Below are 19,136 nucleotides of genomic sequence, written 5' to 3' on the forward strand. Positions count from 1 at the left end.
CGGCACGTGCTCCAGCCTACACCGGTCGGCCGAGAGCTACACCGCTTTTGTTGCCGGATCGTTGCCAATTTGGATGCGAATTGAAATAGAGCCCCGTACAGAGGTTTTTCGCACCCAAGGCCTTCGCGCGCGTCCTTGCCCTGTCCCCGTGGCGAATGCATGGGGTTTCGAGGATTGGCCTACCCCTGATTTGTGGCGCGCCGATACAAGGCGTACCTGCGAACGACCTTGTCGAGAGTCCGGCTCGGAGGGGACTAACAAATGTAAATGTGGATGGGGGTGATCTACGCCACAATGAGCCAGGGCCTATCGCAACGCAGTTTGCTGATCATATGGCCCCTTGTCTTCCGACGACCCTCGACACACCCTGGTCCCCCGCCCCGCTCGGCGGTCGTCTTCTTGTTGAGCGACGACGCACCAGCGCTGCTCAGGGCCGGAACCTTTCCGTGTGCCAGACGATCTTGCCGTCGACCTTCATGGGCTTGTGGATCAAAAGATGCTCGGGGTGAACCTCGACCAGGTACCTTGATCTCCGGCTTGCACCGGCTGCAGTCGAACCTTAGGCGGAAGCGATTGGCGCCCCCCGCCGTAAACCATCATGAGGTCAGCCGATCGGCGGTAGCGCACGTTTCGGCAGGCGCATTCCACCTTCAAAAGCATGTTGTGCCGAGTCGGCTTTGGCCAGCGTCGATCCTCTTCAACTCCCTGGAAACCGGCCGGGGCATCTGAGCCACCTTGTCTGGTCCGAATGGTTTGTTTGTACAGCCAAGAGAGCGGCTTTCCGGTGAGCTGTCCGACTATGCCGTCGCGATCTCCTAGGCCACTCTCGCCACCGCTACAGCAAGCGCGATCGGGTCGGTGTTGTATGCGCCGCTGCGGTGACGTGACAAGAGCTCCCTAGATTGCTCGGCCAGTCTGGCGCTCTCGGCAATTGTAGCGCGGGTCTGGTCGATCAGATCTCGGTTCCGCATGTCCTGCTGGCGGAGTTCGCTCAGTAAGCGATGGGTATTTTCCGTCTCCATTGCCTCCATCCGACGGGCACCAACAAGATGAACAGCTACGGCCCGGGCTGGATGTAAGCGGGCAACAGCCTTGCCTGCATTAACCTTTGTGACTTGCGCCTCAAAACCGCAACGGAACGACCTGGGGGATTTCGCGTTGTGGGCGATGCTTCTCCACGACCACATCAGCATGGCGCGACGCCACGTCCGACAGGGCGAGCGGCATATCGCGCTTCAGCACGAGCGGATTGCCTGCCTAAGGACCAGCAGGCTGCCGACGGAGGATGCATTGAGGTTCCTAAGCCTGTTGGAAGAGGTTCACGCATTGCAGAGGGAGCACCTGTCGCGACTGCTATCGAAATCGGCCCCTTCGAAAGCAGTCTCGGAGCTTTCGCCGAAGACGCAGCTGGTGGCGGGCCGGAATGACGTGATTGCGATTCCTGAGCCCATTGTCGGGCTCGGGCTGGACCTGGAGCAAGCGCTTAAAGAAATCTTGAGCGAGTCGGCCGCCAAACCTTCCAAGGTCAAACTTCACTAGCCGCTGGCTCTCTCCTCGGCGTTGCAGAAAGCGGTGCTCGCTTCAGCCTGCCTTCTCAAGTTCTTCCAAAAGCTGGTGACGGTCAGTTACACCACGTCGGAAAATACCTATGACGTTGAGCGCGACCCTTTCGCGTTCAGCCTCGCGTTCGATCAGTGAATTGAGCAGTGATCGCTCACTGCCTTTGCTAGAATGTTGATTTCGGCAGGCTCAATTATGCCGTACGCCAGCATGCCCACGTTCCTGAGCGGGACAGCACTATGAAGGCTCTCACACATTCGTTCACCCTCTACCCCGAGACGCCACACCCGCAAGACAATACACCCAGAAAAAGTCGGCACGAGTCGATTAGATTGGATTGACCGCTGCGAAACGTCACTTGCTGCTCTGAGAGACATCAGTGCGACTGCGACAGCGTCAGAGTTGCGGAATAGACACTCAAGCCAGCTTCGTCCTGTACCGACAGGACTAGCTTGCGGTCCTGCTCGGCGACCACCGTTTCCTCGCCCGCAATGTCGTGTAGCGCCCTTAGCGCTTCCTGCCGCGCATCGCTGATGGTGGCCAGGTCCACCCAGGCGTCTCCAAGGCTCTCCCCATTCCAAACGACTTCGAACCGATAATGCGGCATACCCTATCGTGATCTGCGCCAGACCAGCCCGCATTCAAATTTGAGGGTCAGGAGAAGTCCGGCGGTTCCATTTTTGGTGGCCGGCTACGTCCTCTGCGGGGATGGTCTTTCGGGCTGGTGTCGGGCGAATAGGTCAGCGTGATACGCTTGCCGCCGCACATCGTGCATTTCATCTTCAGCGCTGCAAATCCCACTCCGTGGCGGGACCGTCAGGGCCGAACCGATCGCGGAGCGCCGGCAGATCTCTGGGCTCGGGGTCTCAGTCGGCCAAACCGCCCCTCCGGTGTTGCATGGCTGTAAGGATCACCCTCAACAGGCTTCCGACATCCTCAATCATCTCCTCGGGCGAGATGCCTTCGCGCCCTGCAGCTTCCATGGCCGCGTCGGACAGATAGATGATTGCGAGCGGATCGTCGGTGGTCGCATTTGGCAGATGCTCCGCCATCCATTTATCGAGGAAATTTTTCCCACGCGTGCTCATAGCAGCTTAGGTTCCTTCTCGAGCTCCTGGTCGGATGCCGATTGTGCTCGATGCTGCGTTCGGCCAGCTTTTCGCACCCTGACCGCCGTCCATCTGAGTCAGCGTTTCGCACTGTCGCGATCGGCTTCTGCCCGCGTTAGGAACTTTTCCGTAACTTGTGACAGGTTGCTCTTCAACCACTCAGCCATCACCTCCTCTTCCCGCAGATTCTGCTCGCAGACGCGGGCGATCTCGACTTCGCCCTCGGCATTCGCGGCAGCGATGAGGATGGTGTAAGAAGCGATTTCCATGTGCTCGAAGGTATAGCTCGCCAGCGACCCCTTCATGACCTCGTCGCCAGCAAATACGCCGCTGAGCGACTGCGCCGTCGCGGTCAGCTTGCCGCCTGCGTCCTTCAGCATGGAAGAGCCCTCGTCAAGGCCTTCCAGGCAAGTCTTCAAACGCCTGGCCTGTTCCCTGGTCTCTTCCAAGTGGATGCGGATTCTATCGCTGAGTTCGGGGTAGCTCTCGATCCGGCTCAATTGGCCGGATAGCATCGTTTCGGCTTGTTCTTCCATGGCGTGGGCATCCCTCAGCCATTGGATCAGCCATTCGCGCGACTCAGACATTGCTCATCTCCGTAGTTTGGTCGAGCCGAACCTCTGCTGATGCGATTTGTTCCTTGAGACACGTTAGGTGCCCCATTGAGCTAGGACCCTTTTTTTGGGCCTTCCTCCTGCACCTTCCCGCGGGGAGATCTGAGATCATGGCCGGCACCAGCAAAACGCCCTGAGGGCTTTGCCAACCGGTAGTCACAGGCGGCGAGCCTCAATACAATCACGATCCGAGCACCCACGTGACGTGTGGATAGTGACGGTTCACTAATGACGGGCAGCGTAATTGAGGCACTCCCCCCGTAACCTATAGACGCGGGCACATGACACGCGCCCGCCAAAAATGATGGCGGCTGAAGTTTTCAAGTTCCGGGACAGTATGCATCCGCCGCCGGATTCCGCCAGTTCGGAACAAGACCGGCCGCGCCAAGTTGGGAAGCCCTGTTGGAGCGAGTGCTGCATGCAGAGCTACATGGTTGAAGTAATGTCGGGTGACGTGGTCACATCCCACCAAGTTGCGGTTGCAGAAACACCGTCGAAAGCAGCTATTGCGGTCACCGGTCGGGCGGTTCAGGATTGGCGCCAGGAAATGCTGTGGATTCGCGTGACCAACCAAGCCGACTGGACAGTCTACAAATTCGCTGTCAAGTGAGCCGAGCTGGAAAAAAGGACCAGCTCGCAACCTCGACGTTGTCGGGTTGATGACACTGGCCGACGGTGCAGCAAGCTGGAACGGCATGTTCGTGCTTGGGGGAGCATGCCATGATGCATGACCAGCCGGCTGTTCAGCCTCTCGACTCTCGAACGGTCTCAACAACAAAGACCCGGCTGGAAGCGGTCGCAACAGATCGCCCTCCGATTTCGTCACGTTGAGCCAGGCGGACCAGTTCTCGGGCTCAAGGACCACGCCATGACGGTTGTGATAGGGCGCAATGTCGGGACTGGGATCTGTCGTCAGCATGGTGAAGGACGGCGGCTTGCTGCCGGCCGCCTCTCTCGCCAAAGACCGGGTATCGCGATGAACGGAGAGCCGTTGAGCGTAAAGCGATGTTTCGTCTTCGGGTACTTCGTTCCGGTGAACTCGAAGAAGGCCGATGCCAGCACAAGACAGTGCCTGCTGTTTGCGAACTGTCGCCCCTCCGACCGAAAATTAAACACCGGCCCGACCTTTGGACCGGAGGCGGGAAGCCGAATGTCATCGAGGCTAGCTCGATTGCATCGCCGGCAGCGCGCATTACCGGAGCCGGGTCGTTGATGCGGATGTCATCCGAGCTTGTGGGAGGTCGAGTTCGCTCTGATGGCTCGGGACCTGTAAGGCGAGCGACTCCATCATGCGGCAATACTCGGCCCAAGCGATATGCTGCTCGTAGTCGTTGCACATGGGTTTGACCCTTAGCGTTGTCCCGCGTTTAGCTCTCTCGCCAGAAGACGCGCCTCTCGAAGTAGAGAGTTCGCGTCGCGCGCCTGGGCCTCGGTGATACCGGTTGCGCGCATGAGAAACCGCACTCGAAAATCCTTCACCGCCTGAATGCGTTCGTCGCGCTCTTTCTTGCTCTCGGCCATGGAGGGTCCCCAGGCCCTGAATCCGGATCCGGGCGAAGGTTCCATCCGGCGGCTAGCTATCGCGGGGCCTCGGTGTTCGCTGTGCTCGCGTTGCGCCACCTGAACTCCCGTAACAGGTGTTTGGCCACTTATGGACCGGCCACGCGCTTCCATTCCGGCGATCAACGCCCGCTGGCGCGCTACGCGTTCCGTGCGCTACCGAACGTGGTGCTGCGCGCCATTTCCAACGGGTTTCGCGGCGGGATTGCAGGCGGATCATAGCAGGATTCAGCCGTCCCGTTTGCTAGTTCTCCTTGCCAACCCCGGACGGCAAGAGCCCGCTCGCCTGGGAGGCCGAACGGGCTCCGGGGAATGCAGCACAGATCCCCAAACGGCGCCTCGCCTGGCAACGCGCGCCGCGAGACCGAACCCACTATCCGTCGGTAGGTTCCATTAGAGAAGGCTTGAGAACCTATTCGCCGCGTCTAAGTTGCGGGCGTATCGCGATCGGCTTGAGCTAGGCGAAGCAAACACGCTGTACGCGGTGCCGCTGGTTCGCTTGCAGTCCCTGGCAATGGCACAAACCGACGTACAAGGGCTCGCCGGTGACAACGTCACTCACGGCACCGCAAAGGCACCCGCCGCTTCGCGCTACCAAGTCTGCGTTATCAGTCATGGCCGTCGTCCGTTTTTATTCGGCCGGCAAGAGCAAAGCCGGACAAGTCCGTTCAGAGGCCTAATTCTATCGGGCGATGTCCGCAACAAGACCCAACTCCAACGCTCTTTCGGCCATCAGGTAGCAGTTGTTTAAGGCGTGATCACGAAGCTGCTCCAGAGATATCTTCGAACCCTCCACAAGATCCTCAAAGCCTTCGTTTTCGAGCCGCTCAGCAGTCTGCAGCAAGGCAAGTTGTTCCCGGACGATCTGGAGGCAACTGCGGATTGGCCCATTCAGGACCAGTTCCTTTTCGAGCCGACGTTCGTGGACCAGCAAGACTGCCCGCGGACATAAAAACCGGGAACCCTTCGGGAAAGCTGCGAGGACGGTGATCCCGGCAGAATAGACCGTGTTCTTGCCAAGGACGAAGCCGTTGCGGCCAGAGTGTTTCAGGAACAGCTTGATCTCTAGGGCAATTCGTCGGGCGCCATCTGCGTCGCCGCCAGGCGTATCAATTTCAACGTACAGATCATTCCCGCCGTCACGAACCGCTTTCAGGTCATGGAGAACATTCGAAACGACGGTCTGGTCTATCAGGCCATGGACTCGTAGGTTTGGTTCGAACAACAGCCGACTAAGGTCGGGAGCGGCACGCTACCTGCCGGCTTCTTCGCTGATGTGGGACGCTCTGTCCAAGGGCAGTCCTTGTTTGCGTGCAGCCGAACCAAGTGACAGCCTATTTGTTCCCGCTCGCCCCCGCGTCTATAGCCGGCACACAACCAATTGCAGGAGGAACGCGTGCACAATGCAAAGCAGTCGGAATTTGCTTCGTGACGCAATGCGTGGGTGGAACATCCGGTTCGCCTCCCAGTTGGGTGCGTTCCCGCGCTGAGGAACGGCCGCTTGGCAGAGAATTCCGTCCGAAGCTTCAATATCAATTTCGGCCCTCAGCACCCGGCCGCTCACGGTGTGCTGCGGCTAGTGCTGGAGCTCGACGGCGAAGTAGTCGACCGGGTTGATCCGCATATCGGACTGCTTCATCGTGGCACCGAAAAGCTGATTGAGACCAAGACCTACCTGCAGGCCCTGCCGTATTTCGACCGGCTCGACTACGTCGCGCCGATGAACCAGGAACATGCCTGGTGTCTGGCGATCGAGAAGCTCACGGGTTTGACGGTGCCGAGGCGTGGGCAACTGATCCGGGTCCTGTATAGCGAAATTTCGCGCATCCTTTCGCATCTGCTCAACGTCACCACCCAAGCCATGGATGTCGGGGCGCTCACCCCGCCGCTCTGGGGCTTCATCGAGCGCGAGAAGCTGATGGTCTTCTATGAGCGCGCAAGCGGCTCACGGATGCATGCAGCCTTTTTCCGACCAGGCGGCGTACACCAGGATCTGCCCGACGAGCTTATCTCGGATATCGGCAAGTGGATCGATCCGTTTCTGAAATCAGTGGATGACCTAGACACGCTGCTGACGGACAATCGGATCTTCAAGCTCCGCAACGTGGATATCGGGCAGATTTCGGAATCGGATGCTTGGGGTTGGGGGTTCTCCGGGGTAATGGTGCGTGGCTCCGGTGCTGCTTGGGACCTGCGCAAGGCCCAGCCCTACGAGTGCTATTCCGAAATGGATTTCGATATTCCGATTGGTAAGAACGGCGACTGCTACGATCGATACCTCGTGCGCATGGAGGAGATGCGTCAGTCAGCGAGGATAATGCGCCAGTGCGTGGATCTGCTGGCTAAAGAAAGGCCGGGTCCGGTTTCCAACGCGGACGGTAAGATCGTGCCGCCGAAACGTGCGGCCATGAAGCGGTCGATGGAGGCGCTGATACACCATTTCAAGCTCTACACCGAGGGATTTCGGGTCCCGACCGGAGAAGTGTATGCTGCGGTGGAAGCTCCGAAAGGAGAGTTCGGCGTCTACCTGGTATCTGACGGGACTAACAAACCTTACCGGTGCAAGCTGAGAGCCCCGAGCTTCGCGCATCTTCAGGCTATGGATCTGCTTTGCCGCGGCCATATGCTGGCTGACGTTACCGCCATCCTGGGCTCTCTGGACATAGTACTGGGGGACGTAGATCGTTAGCCCCCAAGGTCGGCCGGTCAAGTTGCCCGCGCTCTCACGGGGAAACCAGGTAGACTACCGAATCCATAAGCCCCTCGAGGCAGCTCTCCGTCGCAAAGATCACCATGCTCTCGAGATGCTCTGCACCTCGGTCAATCCCCTCGCGGGGACTCATAGCGGCGTCACGTTCTTTTCGTGCAGGTAGGTGGTGTAAAAGTCCCCTGCACGCACGAGTTCATTCCAGTCGACAACTTTGAGCCTTGAGCCCGAGGTGGATATCAGGCCATCGCGGCGAAGTTCCTGAAGCACTCGGTTGACGTGAACGGTGGACAGACCCAGTGCGTCGCCAAGCACGGCCTGGCTGACCGGAAATTCCGCCACGTGGTCCTGAATCTGGCCGACTGCATGGAGACGGACGATGAGCTCACACACGAGGTGAGCCATGCGAACATAGGCCTCCCGCCTTCCGACATTGGTGACCCACTCTCTATATATCGCTGCATCGATCAGCGTTGAGCGCCAGAACACGTTGGCGATGGACGGGTGTTTGGTGCAGATGGCACGCAGCGCATCGTGGCGCATGAACCCCACTCGGGCCGGCGTTAGTGGCGCGAAGGTGCAATCCATAACCGAAAGATGAATTCCGTGGAGATCCGGGAGGTCTCCCGGAACAAAGATCGATGTGATCTGCCGCTTCCCCTCGCCGGTGAACTTCGCAGATGACACCAGGCCGTCCAGAACAGCGAAGGAATGAGAGGGTCGGTCGCCCTCGCGCACGATATCGTCTCCTGCCCGGTAGTCGCGCTCCTGAACCGCGATATCTCTCAAAGTAGCAATATCGGCTGAGGCAAGATCAGAGATGATCTGGAGCTTGCGAATAATCAGGTCAGACCAAGAAGCTGGCAACACTGAGCTGATCGACATAAGCCCGAACCTCTATCGGGCCCCAATGTTCCCGTGCGTGAGCATGGCTCTTTGTTCCCCAAGTTTATTGCGCCTCAGCCCCTGGGCCGCCGATGGAGTCTGGTCCGTTGACGCCTTTGTGTCGGCTTCCCAGCCCGAAAAGACGACCGCCCAACGGGCCGGGGGTGTGGGTCGATGGTCGTCGGATCGCGAGGGACGATGGAGTCAGCAAACTGCGTTGCGATAGGCCCTTACACATGTGTCAATGGTTCGGGCTCCGAGGAAATAGTGCATGTTCTGTGGCCCCAACGTGGCCCAACGCCATGGCCGAGTCCGACCGCTTGGAATGATTTTTGCTAATAACGAAGGAACAGCTTTTAGGATCGCAGGTTCGGAGCCCGGCGGCCCCTCTGCTTCCAAGGTGCCGTCGTGTCGAAGGCACCGCCTGCCCGGCGTGGTCGGGCGGCCCGCTTGGGAGGAGGAGAAAGCCATGGCTTCAGCAAGACTGGCGAAAGGCGCGTTCACACCTGTCGATGTTGAATTTCTTTGCCAGATTCTCGAGCGCGGCTCGGTGGCAAAGGAAACTGCCGCGGAGCGAGAGCGCCGCGCTTTGCGGATAATTGCCAGCTACATGGCCGGCGTCACCGATGAGCGGCAGTTGATTGAGCTGTCTCACAAGCCGTTAGGACGGTAGCGCGAGCACCACCTGGCGACGCATCCTTTCAGCCGACAGCGCGAATACTCGAAGGACAGTGCTGTACAACAATTGTTGCCCGCTCCGACGGACAGGTTTTCTATCGCTCGCGATAAACCCTACCATTTTTCGCGGTTGCGGGCTCGCGCAGGTATTTTGAGCCGGGGATCACGGCAAAGTCTTTGAACCGCGCCGAAAGCTGGTCGAGGCCATGGCGCATTCCTGCTCCGGCTGCGGCCGCCCCATGCCCGGTGATGACAATCTCTGGCTTGAGAGCAGATAGCCGTCCAACTGAGTTCTCCGCCGCATCCCAGTCCGGGGTGAAGTACCGTGGCGGGCCATGCATCTCGAGCTGCTGCGTCGCTACCTCATAGGCGGACTCCTGCCCGGTTGTGATGAACGCATCACCTACGATCAGTGAGCGGTCCGTCTCACGCCAAAGGGAAATATGTCCCGGCGCGTGCCCTGGAGTGTGGAGCCACTGCCAATCTGGCATCCCCGGAACCGAGCCATCGTCAGGGAGCGCGTTCAAACGGTCCCCGAGATCGACCGGCCCGCATGGGAAAAGCGGTGAGAGCAACGTCATCAGACCTCCGCCCGCCCACGGGTCAGGCGGGGGGTAGGACGCTGTTCCGTTCAGATAGGGATGTTCGAGCGTGGCGCATAGACCGGGGCCCCCCACATCCGCGACAGTTCAACGACCGTTCCCACGTGGTCGAAGTGACCATGCGTCAGGAGGATTGCCGCCGGTCGGGCGTTTTTGCCAAAACGCGCCTCCGCGACCGCGACAATGGCGCCTCGAGAGGTTGGCAGACCGGTATCAATCAGCACCCAACTGGAGTCGCGGGGGCCGGGCACACCAAAGAACACGGCATTCACGATCGAAAGGCGAAGGTAGGCAAGATCGGGCGCGATACTCCAGGCCCCATCGCCGCGGTCCTCACGTCTGGCGCGATCGATCTTGGAGAGGGTATTTGAATTGTCATTAGGCCGCGTTGCCTTGTCACTTTGTCTCAGAGTCGTCGCCCCGACGGCGCAGGGAACCGCCGTGTTCGGTCGCGACAGCTAGTTTCCCTTTGCGCACGCGAATACTGTCTTGAGGGCGCCCAAACCTGTAGAGACTACCTGGTTTTGCGAGTGGCGGCCGCAGCCCGCGCTGGCGCCTCCTGGATGTTGGCGGCGCCGCCCATGTCACCGTTCTTGGTGCGGCCCGCCCCCGGTCCTGCTCCAAGATCGGCGCCCGTGGTCGGATCGGAAGCCGGGTCCGAGAGTGTCCGCTCCGCCAGATTGGCCGCGACTTTCTTGTCCTTGGCATTTAGCTTGACAGTCGCCATCCCGTCGCCGCCGTCGGCAGGCATCACCTCTTCGAGATTATCGACGCGGTCCCATTCGCCTCCCGAGTTCCAGGGTCCCGTGGCGTCTCCTTCGCCCTGCGAGGTGTTGACGTACATGCTGGCATATTTCTCGATGCCCGGGAGTTTGCCCGTCGGGAAGTTGTTCTCTATCGCGTACAGCGCTTTCTCGAAGGACTTCTGGTGGGCGACTTCGCGCGTCATCAGAAAACCGAGGGCATCCTTGACGCCGGGATCATCGGTGATGTTGATCAGTCGCTCGTACACGATCTTGGCACGAGCTTCGGCCGCGATGTTGGAGCGCAGGTCCACCGTTGGTTCGCCGCGAGAATCGATATAGGCGGCGGTCCAAGGCACTCCGGCCGAGTCGCACAATGCGGGTCCGCCGCCAAACAGGATTGACTCTTTTGCCGTTGTGCCGCTGGCGCCAACCATCAAATACAGCTCAGCTTCCTTCATCTGTCCCTCTGCAAGCTGTGCCTTGAGTCCCTTGTTCAGCATTGTGACAATTGATCCGACCACCTCGAGGTGGCTTAGTTCTTCGGTTGCGATGTCGAGCAACATGTCTTTCCGACCGACATCATCCTCGCCCAGCCCTTGGGTGAAATAGCGCATAGCGGCGGCCAACTCGCCATCGGCTCCGCCGAATTGCTCCATTATCATGCACGCCAGTTTCGGATTCGGCTCCGACACACGGACGGTGTATTGCAGTCGCTTATTGTGCATGAACATGAGGGTTCTCCAGTGTTGGGGTTCCCCGAACATCCTTGGATCAGGAATGTTCCTTGGCGCTGACGAACATTGCAAACGGCGATGAACTATCCGCGAGCCCGACCGGGGATCAGGAACGGCTCGCTAGGGGCCCGGTACTCTCCCGGGCCAACACCAACCCCGTGTTGGATGCTGATTGAGGGCCACGAGAGCCAGGGCATTGGCTGCAGGGATCGTCACGCATGGGCGCCGAAATCGCCGACCCGGGCTATTTAATGATCGGGAGCCTGTCCCATTGATGGAACGGCGGTGGCGAAGGCAACATCCACTCCAGGGTCGTGGCTCCCGGACCCCAAGGATTATCGCCGGCCTCCCTTCGTCTGTAGAAGGCGTCGACCACTCCGGCCAGGAAGAACAGTACGCTCGCGGCAGATATGTAGGCGCCATAGGAAGAGACCATATTCCAGCCTGCAAATGCATCGGGATAGTCTATGTAGCGGCGCGGCATGCCCGCCAAACCTAGAAAGTGATGCGGGAAGAAGACCAGGTTGACGCCGACAAAAGTCGTCCAGAAATGCACTCCCGCGAGTAGCGGATTATAAATATACCCGGTCATCTTCGGGAACCAGTAATACCAGCCCGCGAAGATCCCAAAAAGAGCTCCTAGTGAGAGAATGTAGTGGAAATGCGCCACGACGAAATAAGTGTCGTGCAATTCACGGTCGAGCGCAGCATTGGCCAGCTGAACGCCCGTTACCCCACCGATTGTGAACAGAAAGATGAATCCCAACGCCCAGAGCATGGGCGTTTGCAGGCGGATCGATCCGCCCCACATCGTGGCGATCCAGGAAAAGACCTTAATACCTGTCGGCACCGCAATCACCATTGTCGCGAAGGTAAAATAGCGCTGCGTGTCCAGGCCAATGCCGCTGGTGTACATATGGTGCGCCCAGACTACAAACCCTATCGCGCCGATTGCCACGATTGCGTAGACCATACCAAGATAGCCGAAGATCGGCTTGAGCGAAAACGTCGATATTATCTGACTTACAATGCCGAATGCCGGGAGGATCATGATGTATACTTCCGGATGACCGAAAAACCAGAAAAGATGCTGATAGAGAAGCAAATCGCCGCCCTGATCCGGCACGAAGAAGGCTGTGCCGAAATTGCGGTCGGTCAGCAACATGGTAATCGCGCCTGCCAGAACGGGAAGTGCGAGAAGAAGAAGGAATGCCGTGATCAGAACCGACCACGCGAAGAGAGGCATCTTGTGGAGCGTCATGCCGGGCGCGCGCATGTTGAAGATCGTCGTTATGAAGTTAATCGCCCCAAGTATGGATGAGGCGCCGGCGATGTGCAGCGACAGAATGACCAGGTCAACGGCAGGCCCAGGATGGCCCGACGTCGACAGCGTTGGGTAGAGGAACCATCCCGTTCCCGCCCCATAGCCTCCTGGTACGCTGGGCATGAACATCGACATAAAAAGCAAAATGAAGGCGGGCGGCAGCAGCCAGAAGGAAACGTTGTTCATCCGCGGGAAAGCCATATCCGGAGCCCCGATCATGAGCGGTATCATCCAGTTGGCAAAGCCGCCGATCAGACCGGGCATCACCGCGAAGAAGATCATGATAAGGGCGTGTGCTGTCGTGAATACGTTGTAGAGCTGCTTGCCTGCATCGATGGCCGTGTCGCCCTGGAAGCCGTATATAAGTGAGGCCAAGCCAGGGAAGATCTGTATACCCGGTTGCTGAAGTTCCATGCGCATGGCCACCGAAAGCAGCATGCCAATGATGCCTGCGACGATCGCGAAAATCAGATAAAGTGTCCCGATGTCCTTGTGATTGGTTGAGAACAGCCATCGGGTCACTCCTGTCGGCTTGTGCGTCGCAGGCGAAGTGTCCGCGTTCGGCGATGAGGCTGGCATCGTGATCTCCATTTGAGAAGGCAAGCGCGTCCCAACCTCGCTTGTGCGGGATTGTTCCTGATGATTGGCAGTAACGTCAAAGCCAAGGGAACAACTGCAAACCCAGGAGGTTCGGGCAAGCGGGAGAAGAAGGAGCGATGTCCGATGCTCGAAACTGTTGCGGCGGTGCTAGTGCTCCTGGCTGTGGTCGGAGGCCTAATCTGTGCTTTCTGGGTTGAGGCCCGTTATGGCGTACACGGGCTGAGCGAAGACATTCCGGCTGCGTCAGTCGACGAGCTCAGACCGACGATGCCGGTCGTCCCTCGTCCGGCCACTTTGAGGTAGGTCGCCAATCATGCGCTTGAACTGGCCAGCAATCGATCGGAAGGCCGTTGTTGGCTGGCTGCTCGTTGGATATGCCCTGGGCGGCTTTTTCGACGGCATCGTTCTGCATCAGATCCTGCAGTGGCACCATCTCCTGTCCGGCCTCCCCGAACCGGCAGGATCAGACTTGCGCTTCCAGATTCTGGCGGACGGCCTCTTTCACCTGCTGATGTATCTCCTGTGCGTCTTGGGCACCGTGTTGCTCGCGGCGGCTCGTGCATCTGGCGCGCGCCCCGGCACCACAAGCGAAATCCTACGGCTCGCCTTGGCCGGGTTCGGCGCCTGGCACATCGTTGACGCCGTCATCATTCATTGGCTGCTCGGCCTTCACCGGATCAGGATGGCGAGCGAAGTGCCACTGACATGGGACATGGGATGGCTGGTCATTTTTGGCATCTTGCCTTTGGTGCTCGTTCTCCTGATGCCCAATCGGGGAGGACCGGCACGGGGCGCGGCGGCTGCTTTGATGAGTGTTACCATAGTAGCCGGGCTGGCTGCGGGCGCAGGTCAGCGCTTCGAGGGTGCAGCCGACACGATCGTCGTCTTCCGGGAAGGTCTAAGCCAGGCCCAAATGATGCGAGCCGTACTCGACGCGCGGACGAACCTAAAATGGACCGACAAAGGTGGGACAATCTGGGTGGTCGACGAGGTCTCTTGGGCCGGCCTCATAACGCTTCACGCGGAAGGAGCCGTTCTCGTCAGCACAACGCCGGTCGCCGCGGGCTGCCTGGCCTGGTCTGCCGTCAAGGTCTGAAGTGGGGCGCAGCTCGGCGAGTAGAAAAATGATGAGGCGCCAATCATTTCGTGGCGGTCGAGAAAGAGGCGGTAAGCATGCGCCCGCCCCCGTAAAAAACAAGGATTCCACCGCATACTCGAACTGAGGCGCCATTCGCAATCGTGTGACGAGGAAGCTATTTGCCGCCGCCGCTGCCTTCTTGGAAGCCGTCGAGAACATGGGCCTCGAGGCATGATTTCGAAGCGGCGCACCAGCAATTATCGCAGCGGCAAGCAGGACTTGTGGGTGAAGACGACCCGTCTGGACAAAGGTCGCATCAAACGGCTCCGATTAAACAGGGAAACCCGCCCCCGAGCCGAATCAACCACATAGTGAGCCAGGGCCGATCGCAACGCAGTTTGCTCATCCTATGGCACCTTGTCCTCCGACGACCGTCGTCACCCCCCCAGCCCCCGCCCCGCTCGGCGGTCGTCATCTTCTTAGCAATGCAACAAATGTGAGCGACCGACGTCAGCGGTGCCTATATAGGTCCTGTTGTCGCCCCAGCGTCGACCGGACACGGCCGCTTAGAAGGAACTCAACTCCACGAGGAGATCATGACTAAGCGCTCTGCGAACTTCATTTCCGCTTTTGACTTTGACGTCATCCGAGAAGTCTTCCGGCGTTCGGTCGTAGAAGATTGTCTTCCGCGCCAAGACTGGGAAAGACGTGCAAATGGGCTTGTTCGCAGCTTCATAGGCGCTCAACCTCCGGCCGAGGTCATCGCCGCATTGCTCGATTCCATGGATCAACAAAATGCCGGCCGACCGGAGCCGGCGGGCTACTCAAGGTGGCTCAATTCCCAGCAGCCCTGAGCGACAAGCTGCCCAGCTCCGTCTTGTTAGCGCGCTCGCCAGCCGACCTGCCCTCGCCGACGGCGTAGGCGTCTGAGGTCATTTGTGAGGTTTTCGGGCTGGGGGCGGGCGAATAGGTCAGCGTGACACACTTGGTGCCGCACTTCGCGGCGTTTCATCTTCGGCCGGAGAGCGTCAGGGCCGAGGCGATCGGGGGGCGCCGGATATCAAGCTTCTGATGGCGATAGCAGTCGAGACAGCCGGGCGGTGACGGACATTCGCTCTTCGATCAGCTCTTGCGGCGTCCAGCGGTTGCCCATGCCCAACTGATGTAGGCTGCGACCATCCAGACCTCCAGGGTTAGGTCCTGCTCCGCTTGGAGAGGGAGCGCCATGGGCCTAACGCAAGGTCATGCTGGTACAGCGTACCTAGTGCTGATCCCCCTCAGCGCTGGGGCTTTTCGATTCAGCCTGACCTGATATCAGTTCCCAGTGGGCGACGTGCTCCGCTTGCGTTTTCATGAACTTGCGCAGGAATTCTCCGGCCTTCTCTGTCGGATGCCCATCCCGTGCAAGCTTTTCTATGAGAGCGCGCTGGCGGGCGATTATTGCCTCGCCTTCGACGAGTGCCGCAGCGAAGTCTCGCCGTTGGCTCTCGGGGAGTTTCTTGTCCTTGTGAAACGCTGATTTTAGGATTTCGGCATCCATTGCCGACAAGGATTTTGAATTCGCCATGTTGCCCTCATTGCGGGGGCGAAGACCATTCGCCGCGAACGAGCGGAGTATATGTCTACACGATTAATTTCGCGAGTCCTTATGAAGAGGAAGCGTCGTACCGGCCTGTCCTGATTATATTCCCATCGCACAACCAGATGCTGCCGGGTCGACTTGGCTTTTGAGCCCTGCGGGGTTTGGGCCATGTCCGCGCAGTCCGCTATAAGCGCGCCAAGTCGGCTAGTGGAGCGCTCTTGTTCATGCGTGGCCGGGCAAGGGCTCGAAGGCTTCTGTTCGGGCAAGGGGGATTTCAAGCAGGCACTCCAGGCCGGTGGGCCGGAAGTTCAATTCGACACTCCCGCTCAACTCGTACTCTAAACTCTGCTGAATGAAGGCGACTCCAAAATTCCTGCGGGATGGTTCTTCCACGGCCGGACCGCCGACTTCTTTCCAGCTGATCGACAGCATGCCCGGCTTCACAACGTCCCAGGAGACTTCGACGCGGCCGGTGTCGACGGAAAGCGCGCCATATTTGGCGGCGTTGCTGGCAAGCTCGAAGAACACCATGCCGAGCGCCGCCGCCGTTGCCGCATCGAGATGAAACGGCGCCCCATGCAGGACGAGGTTCTGGCGTTCTGTGCTGTTGTAGGGCGAAAATGTCGCCCTGAGCAGTTGCTCGAGGTCGGCGTCGCCCCAATTGTGGGACGACAGGACCTCATGCGTGCGCGCCATTGCGTGCAGTCGCTCATGGAATGATGTCGCGAATTCCCCCATTGAGCTTGACGAGCGGATCATGCGCGAGGTCAGTGCGGTGATCGTGGCTAGGATGTTCTTCACACGATGCTGCAGCTCGTGAAGCAGCCTCTCCTGAGCGCGCTCGGCCTCCTTATGGTTCGAGACATCGACCAGGGCCGCAATAGCGCCCCGAACCCTGCCGGACTCGTCAAACAGCGGATTGGCCGACATCATCACGTCGATGCTTGAGCCGTCCCCCTGCGCGATTCGGGCTTCGTAGCCGGGGACGGGCTTGCCCGTTCGCATCGCCTTCTGCAAGGGCTGGTCGTTCGCTTCCACCGCGGCGCCGTTGATCATCAGTGGGAGCCCGGCCGGCACAGTGGTCAGCTTGCCATCCGCGGCGCGCCGGCCGGCGAGTTCGGCCGCGCGGCGATTGGCGCGGATGGCATCGCCGTCGCCGTCTTCGGCGATGAAGATGCCGACAGGCACAAGGTCGAGAACAGTCTCCAGACTTTCGAGGCGGTTGCGCAGGTCGTGCGACAGCGCACCGATTTTTTCTTCCGCCAGCGAAACCCGGGTGACGTCAACGAAGGTGACGACCACGCCGGCAATGACATTGTCGACCGTCCGGTAAGGCATGACGCGCATGATATAACGCTTGCCGCTTTCGGTGCCTTGGACCGGCCTTTCTACTGTTCCCAGCCGCTGCAGCACCTGCTCCATGTCGGGCTGCAGCCCGTCGGCGGCAAAGCGGGGCCGCACATGCGCGAGCGGCCGGCCGACATCGCTTTCGACCAGCCTGAACAGATCGCGCGCCGCCGGAGTGAAGCTCTTGATGCAGAGGTCGCGGTCCACAAACACTGTCGCGATCTGTGTGCTTTCGAGAAGGTTGGACATGTCGTTGTTGGCGCGAGTGAGCTCGTCGACGCGGATGTTGAGCTCGGCATTGATGGTCTGCAGTTCCTCGTTGATCGATTGGAGTTCTTCCTTCGAGGTCTCCAGTTCCTCGTTGGACGACTGCAGCTCCTCGTTGATGGAAGACAGCTCCTCGTTGGAGGATTTCAACTCCTCGTTGGAGGATTCAAGCTCTTCCGTCGTGATCTGCAGCCGTTCCTTGGTCTCCCGCAGCTCCTTTTCGAGCTGACTGACGTTGGCGCTTTCGACATCGTCGCTCGTGTGGACGGGCTCGTCCTCTGCCTCCGCCTTTATCCCGCCGATATCGCGGAAGACCAGCATGTAGAGCGGATCCGAATTGCCCTCGACCGGCAGCGGCTGTACGGCGAGGCTGATCGTCTGGCGCCCGCCATTGGTGCCGACGGCAATCTTGTTCTGCACCGCCACCTGTCCGGTGCTGACGGCCTTGTGTAGCGCAGCGCGCAAATCCATGCGCAGCCCACGACGGGCCATTGAGAAGACGTTGTGGTCGGGCGCGCCGGCGGCAAGTTCCAGATATTTGCCTGTCCCGCCCGAGCTGTGCATCAGTTCGCCGGCGGCGCTGACGACCACATAGGCCGGCGCATAGCGCTCGACCAGCAAGCGCTCGGCAATCTCCTGCAGGGTTCCTGTCGTTGCGCGCGGGCGTGTGCTCGGAACAGCCTGCCTGGCCGCGGCGGCAAGCGGGAATTCGGGCAGGCGCTGGCCGACCCCGCTGCGCTTCTGGAAAATGCGGGTCGGCTTGTCGATGGTCGAGAACAGGCGCACATGGCGCGTGACGTTCTCGGACGAGCCGAGGAAGAGATATCCGTTGTTGCGCAGCGCGTAATGGAAGATCGGGATGATCTTCTCCTGCAGCTCCGGCCCCATATAGATCAAGAGGTTGCGGCAGGCGATGAGGTCGAGCTTGGAAAAAGGCGGGTCGCGCAACAGATTGTGCGCCGAGAACAGACAGGCTTCCCGCAACTCAGCGGAAACGCGATATGTGCCGTCCTCGCGCGAGAAGAATTCCTTCAGGCGCTTGGGGCTCACGTCACTTGCGATCGTTGCCGGATAGCGTCCGGCCCGGGCCACTTCCAGCGCGCGCTCGTCGATGTCGGTGGCAAAGATCTGCAGCTTGGGCGAGGCGGCGCCGCGCGGCGCGTTCTCCCTCAAGAGCATCGCGATCGAATACGCTTCCTCGCCCGTGGCGCAGCCAGGCACCCACACCCTGATCGTCTCGTCCGGCTTGCGGCCCTCGAAAAGCTTCGGAATAACCAAGCTCTCTAGGGTATCGAAGGCCTGCGGGTCCCGGAAGAAGCTGGTCACGCCGATGAGCAGGTCCTGGAACAGAAGGTCGACCTGCTGCGGCTCGTCGCGCAGCCGCTCGTAGAAAGCCGTGGGATCGTCGATCTGCAGCACCTGCATGCGGCGTTGGATGCGCCGCAGGATGGTGTTGTCCTTGTAGCCGCTGAAATCATGGCCCGTGCGCGTACGCAACAGCCCCGTGATCCGCGAAAGCTGTTCGCCCACTTCGCGCTTGCGGCGGTCGCGTTCGCTTTCATCGCGGTTGGCGTGGCTGAAATAGCCGACGAGCTTCGCAGCCATCTCCTCGGCCGGCAGCACCATGTCAACCAGGCCGCTCTGCACGGCGCTGCGCATCATGCCATCATATTCGGCGCTCTGCTGCGCCAGCGTTAGGCCGCCATGTTCCTTTATTGCCCTGAGCCCGATCGTGCCGTCGCT

General features: G+C 59.7%; 17 protein-coding genes and 2 pseudogenes. 6 read left to right on the forward strand and 13 right to left on the reverse strand.

Annotation, left to right across the window (positions count from 1 at the left end; all coding sequences use genetic code 11):
- Positions 1 to 815: 815 nt before the first annotated feature.
- A complete protein-coding gene (locus CK220_RS26060; RefSeq protein ID WP_141245230.1) occupies positions 816 to 1,022 on the reverse strand; it encodes a hypothetical protein in 207 nt (68 codons plus the stop codon).
- A 70-nt stretch (positions 1,023 to 1,092) separates the two neighbouring features.
- Here CK220_RS26060 and CK220_RS26065 point away from each other — a divergent pair, with 70 nt between their 5' ends.
- Positions 1,093 to 1,539 carry a hypothetical protein gene (locus CK220_RS26065; protein WP_141245231.1) on the forward strand — a complete coding sequence of 149 codons (447 nt, stop codon included), beginning with the start codon at positions 1,093 to 1,095 and terminating at the stop codon, positions 1,537 to 1,539.
- A gap of 397 nt (positions 1,540 to 1,936) precedes the next feature.
- On the opposite strand, the gene CK220_RS32095 is transcribed toward CK220_RS26065, so the two are convergent.
- The 3 genes from CK220_RS32095 to CK220_RS26080 form a co-directional block, all read right to left on the reverse strand.
- A complete protein-coding gene (locus CK220_RS32095; RefSeq protein ID WP_176479213.1) occupies positions 1,937 to 2,110 on the reverse strand; it encodes a hypothetical protein in 174 nt (57 codons plus the stop codon).
- A 316-nt stretch (positions 2,111 to 2,426) separates the two neighbouring features.
- The gene (locus tag CK220_RS26075) at positions 2,427 to 2,648 is read right to left on the reverse strand and encodes a DUF768 domain-containing protein (RefSeq protein WP_095814272.1); all 222 of its coding nucleotides are present in this window, start codon (positions 2,646 to 2,648) and stop codon (positions 2,427 to 2,429) included.
- Between the two features lie 98 nt (positions 2,649 to 2,746).
- On the reverse strand, positions 2,747 to 3,256 hold the full coding sequence (locus CK220_RS26080) for a ferritin-like domain-containing protein (protein ID WP_095814273.1): 510 nt from the start codon (positions 3,254 to 3,256) through the stop codon (positions 2,747 to 2,749).
- Positions 3,257 to 3,701: 445 nt separating this feature from the next.
- On the opposite strand from CK220_RS26080, the gene CK220_RS32100 reads away from it, so the two are divergent.
- Positions 3,702 to 3,893 carry a hypothetical protein gene (locus tag CK220_RS32100; protein WP_176479206.1) on the forward strand — a complete coding sequence of 64 codons (192 nt, stop codon included), beginning with the start codon at positions 3,702 to 3,704 and terminating at the stop codon, positions 3,891 to 3,893.
- A 165-nt stretch (positions 3,894 to 4,058) separates the two neighbouring features.
- Here the strand turns inward: CK220_RS32100 and CK220_RS26085 are convergent.
- The 3 genes and pseudogenes from CK220_RS26085 to CK220_RS26090 form a co-directional block, all read right to left on the reverse strand.
- Positions 4,059 to 4,622: pseudogene (locus tag CK220_RS26085) on the reverse strand (SOS response-associated peptidase family protein); the annotation flags it as partial.
- An 11-nt stretch (positions 4,623 to 4,633) separates the two neighbouring features.
- The gene (locus CK220_RS32105; RefSeq protein ID WP_176479214.1) at positions 4,634 to 4,804 is read right to left on the reverse strand and encodes a hypothetical protein; all 171 of its coding nucleotides are present in this window, start codon (positions 4,802 to 4,804) and stop codon (positions 4,634 to 4,636) included.
- Between the two features lie 721 nt (positions 4,805 to 5,525).
- Positions 5,526 to 6,068, reverse strand: coding sequence for an ATP-dependent Clp protease proteolytic subunit (locus tag CK220_RS26090; RefSeq protein WP_176479215.1), 543 nt, complete (start codon positions 6,066 to 6,068; stop codon positions 5,526 to 5,528).
- A 276-nt stretch (positions 6,069 to 6,344) separates the two neighbouring features.
- Here CK220_RS26090 and CK220_RS26095 point away from each other — a divergent pair, with 276 nt between their 5' ends.
- A complete protein-coding gene (locus tag CK220_RS26095; protein ID WP_095814275.1) occupies positions 6,345 to 7,532 on the forward strand; it encodes an NADH-quinone oxidoreductase subunit D in 1,188 nt (395 codons plus the stop codon).
- Positions 7,533 to 7,682: 150 nt separating this feature from the next.
- On the opposite strand, the gene CK220_RS26100 is transcribed toward CK220_RS26095, so the two are convergent.
- Entirely contained in the window at positions 7,683 to 8,435 is a 753-nt protein-coding gene (locus tag CK220_RS26100; RefSeq protein WP_176479216.1) for a Crp/Fnr family transcriptional regulator, read from the reverse strand.
- 469 nt (positions 8,436 to 8,904) lie between these two features.
- Between CK220_RS26100 and CK220_RS26105 the strand changes: the two genes are divergently transcribed.
- Positions 8,905 to 9,108, forward strand: a complete 204-nt coding sequence (locus CK220_RS26105) for a hypothetical protein (RefSeq protein ID WP_245322467.1) — start codon at positions 8,905 to 8,907, stop codon at positions 9,106 to 9,108.
- 100 nt (positions 9,109 to 9,208) lie between these two features.
- On the opposite strand, the pseudogene CK220_RS26110 reads toward CK220_RS26105, so the two are convergent.
- The 3 genes and pseudogenes from CK220_RS26110 to ctaD form a co-directional block, all read right to left on the reverse strand.
- Positions 9,209 to 10,094, reverse strand: a pseudogene (locus CK220_RS26110) (MBL fold metallo-hydrolase).
- A gap of 135 nt (positions 10,095 to 10,229) precedes the next feature.
- Positions 10,230 to 11,192, reverse strand: coding sequence for a manganese catalase family protein (locus tag CK220_RS26115; protein WP_095814276.1), 963 nt, complete (start codon positions 11,190 to 11,192; stop codon positions 10,230 to 10,232).
- Between the two features lie 247 nt (positions 11,193 to 11,439).
- The gene (gene ctaD, locus CK220_RS26120) at positions 11,440 to 13,098 is read right to left on the reverse strand and encodes a cytochrome c oxidase subunit I (RefSeq protein ID WP_095814287.1); all 1,659 of its coding nucleotides are present in this window, start codon (positions 13,096 to 13,098) and stop codon (positions 11,440 to 11,442) included.
- A 334-nt stretch (positions 13,099 to 13,432) separates the two neighbouring features.
- On the opposite strand from ctaD, the gene CK220_RS26125 reads away from it, so the two are divergent.
- Positions 13,433 to 14,215, forward strand: coding sequence for a DUF2243 domain-containing protein (locus CK220_RS26125; protein ID WP_095814277.1), 783 nt, complete (start codon positions 13,433 to 13,435; stop codon positions 14,213 to 14,215).
- 578 nt (positions 14,216 to 14,793) lie between these two features.
- On the forward strand, positions 14,794 to 15,051 hold the full coding sequence (locus CK220_RS32110) for a hypothetical protein (RefSeq protein ID WP_176479217.1): 258 nt from the start codon (positions 14,794 to 14,796) through the stop codon (positions 15,049 to 15,051).
- A 407-nt stretch (positions 15,052 to 15,458) separates the two neighbouring features.
- Here the strand turns inward: CK220_RS32110 and CK220_RS26135 are convergent, their stop codons facing one another.
- Together CK220_RS26135 and CK220_RS26140 are read right to left on the reverse strand one after the other, a co-directional pair.
- On the reverse strand, positions 15,459 to 15,764 hold the full coding sequence (locus CK220_RS26135; RefSeq protein WP_141245232.1) for a hypothetical protein: 306 nt from the start codon (positions 15,762 to 15,764) through the stop codon (positions 15,459 to 15,461).
- Positions 15,765 to 16,001: 237 nt separating this feature from the next.
- Positions 16,002 to 19,136 (reverse strand): CheR family methyltransferase (locus tag CK220_RS26140; RefSeq protein ID WP_095814280.1); only part of this gene is annotated, 3,135 nt, incomplete at its 5' end.

It is taken from the genome of Mesorhizobium sp. WSM3860 (genome assembly GCF_002294995.1).
In the GTDB taxonomy this organism is placed as follows: Bacteria; Pseudomonadota; Alphaproteobacteria; order Rhizobiales; family Rhizobiaceae; genus Mesorhizobium.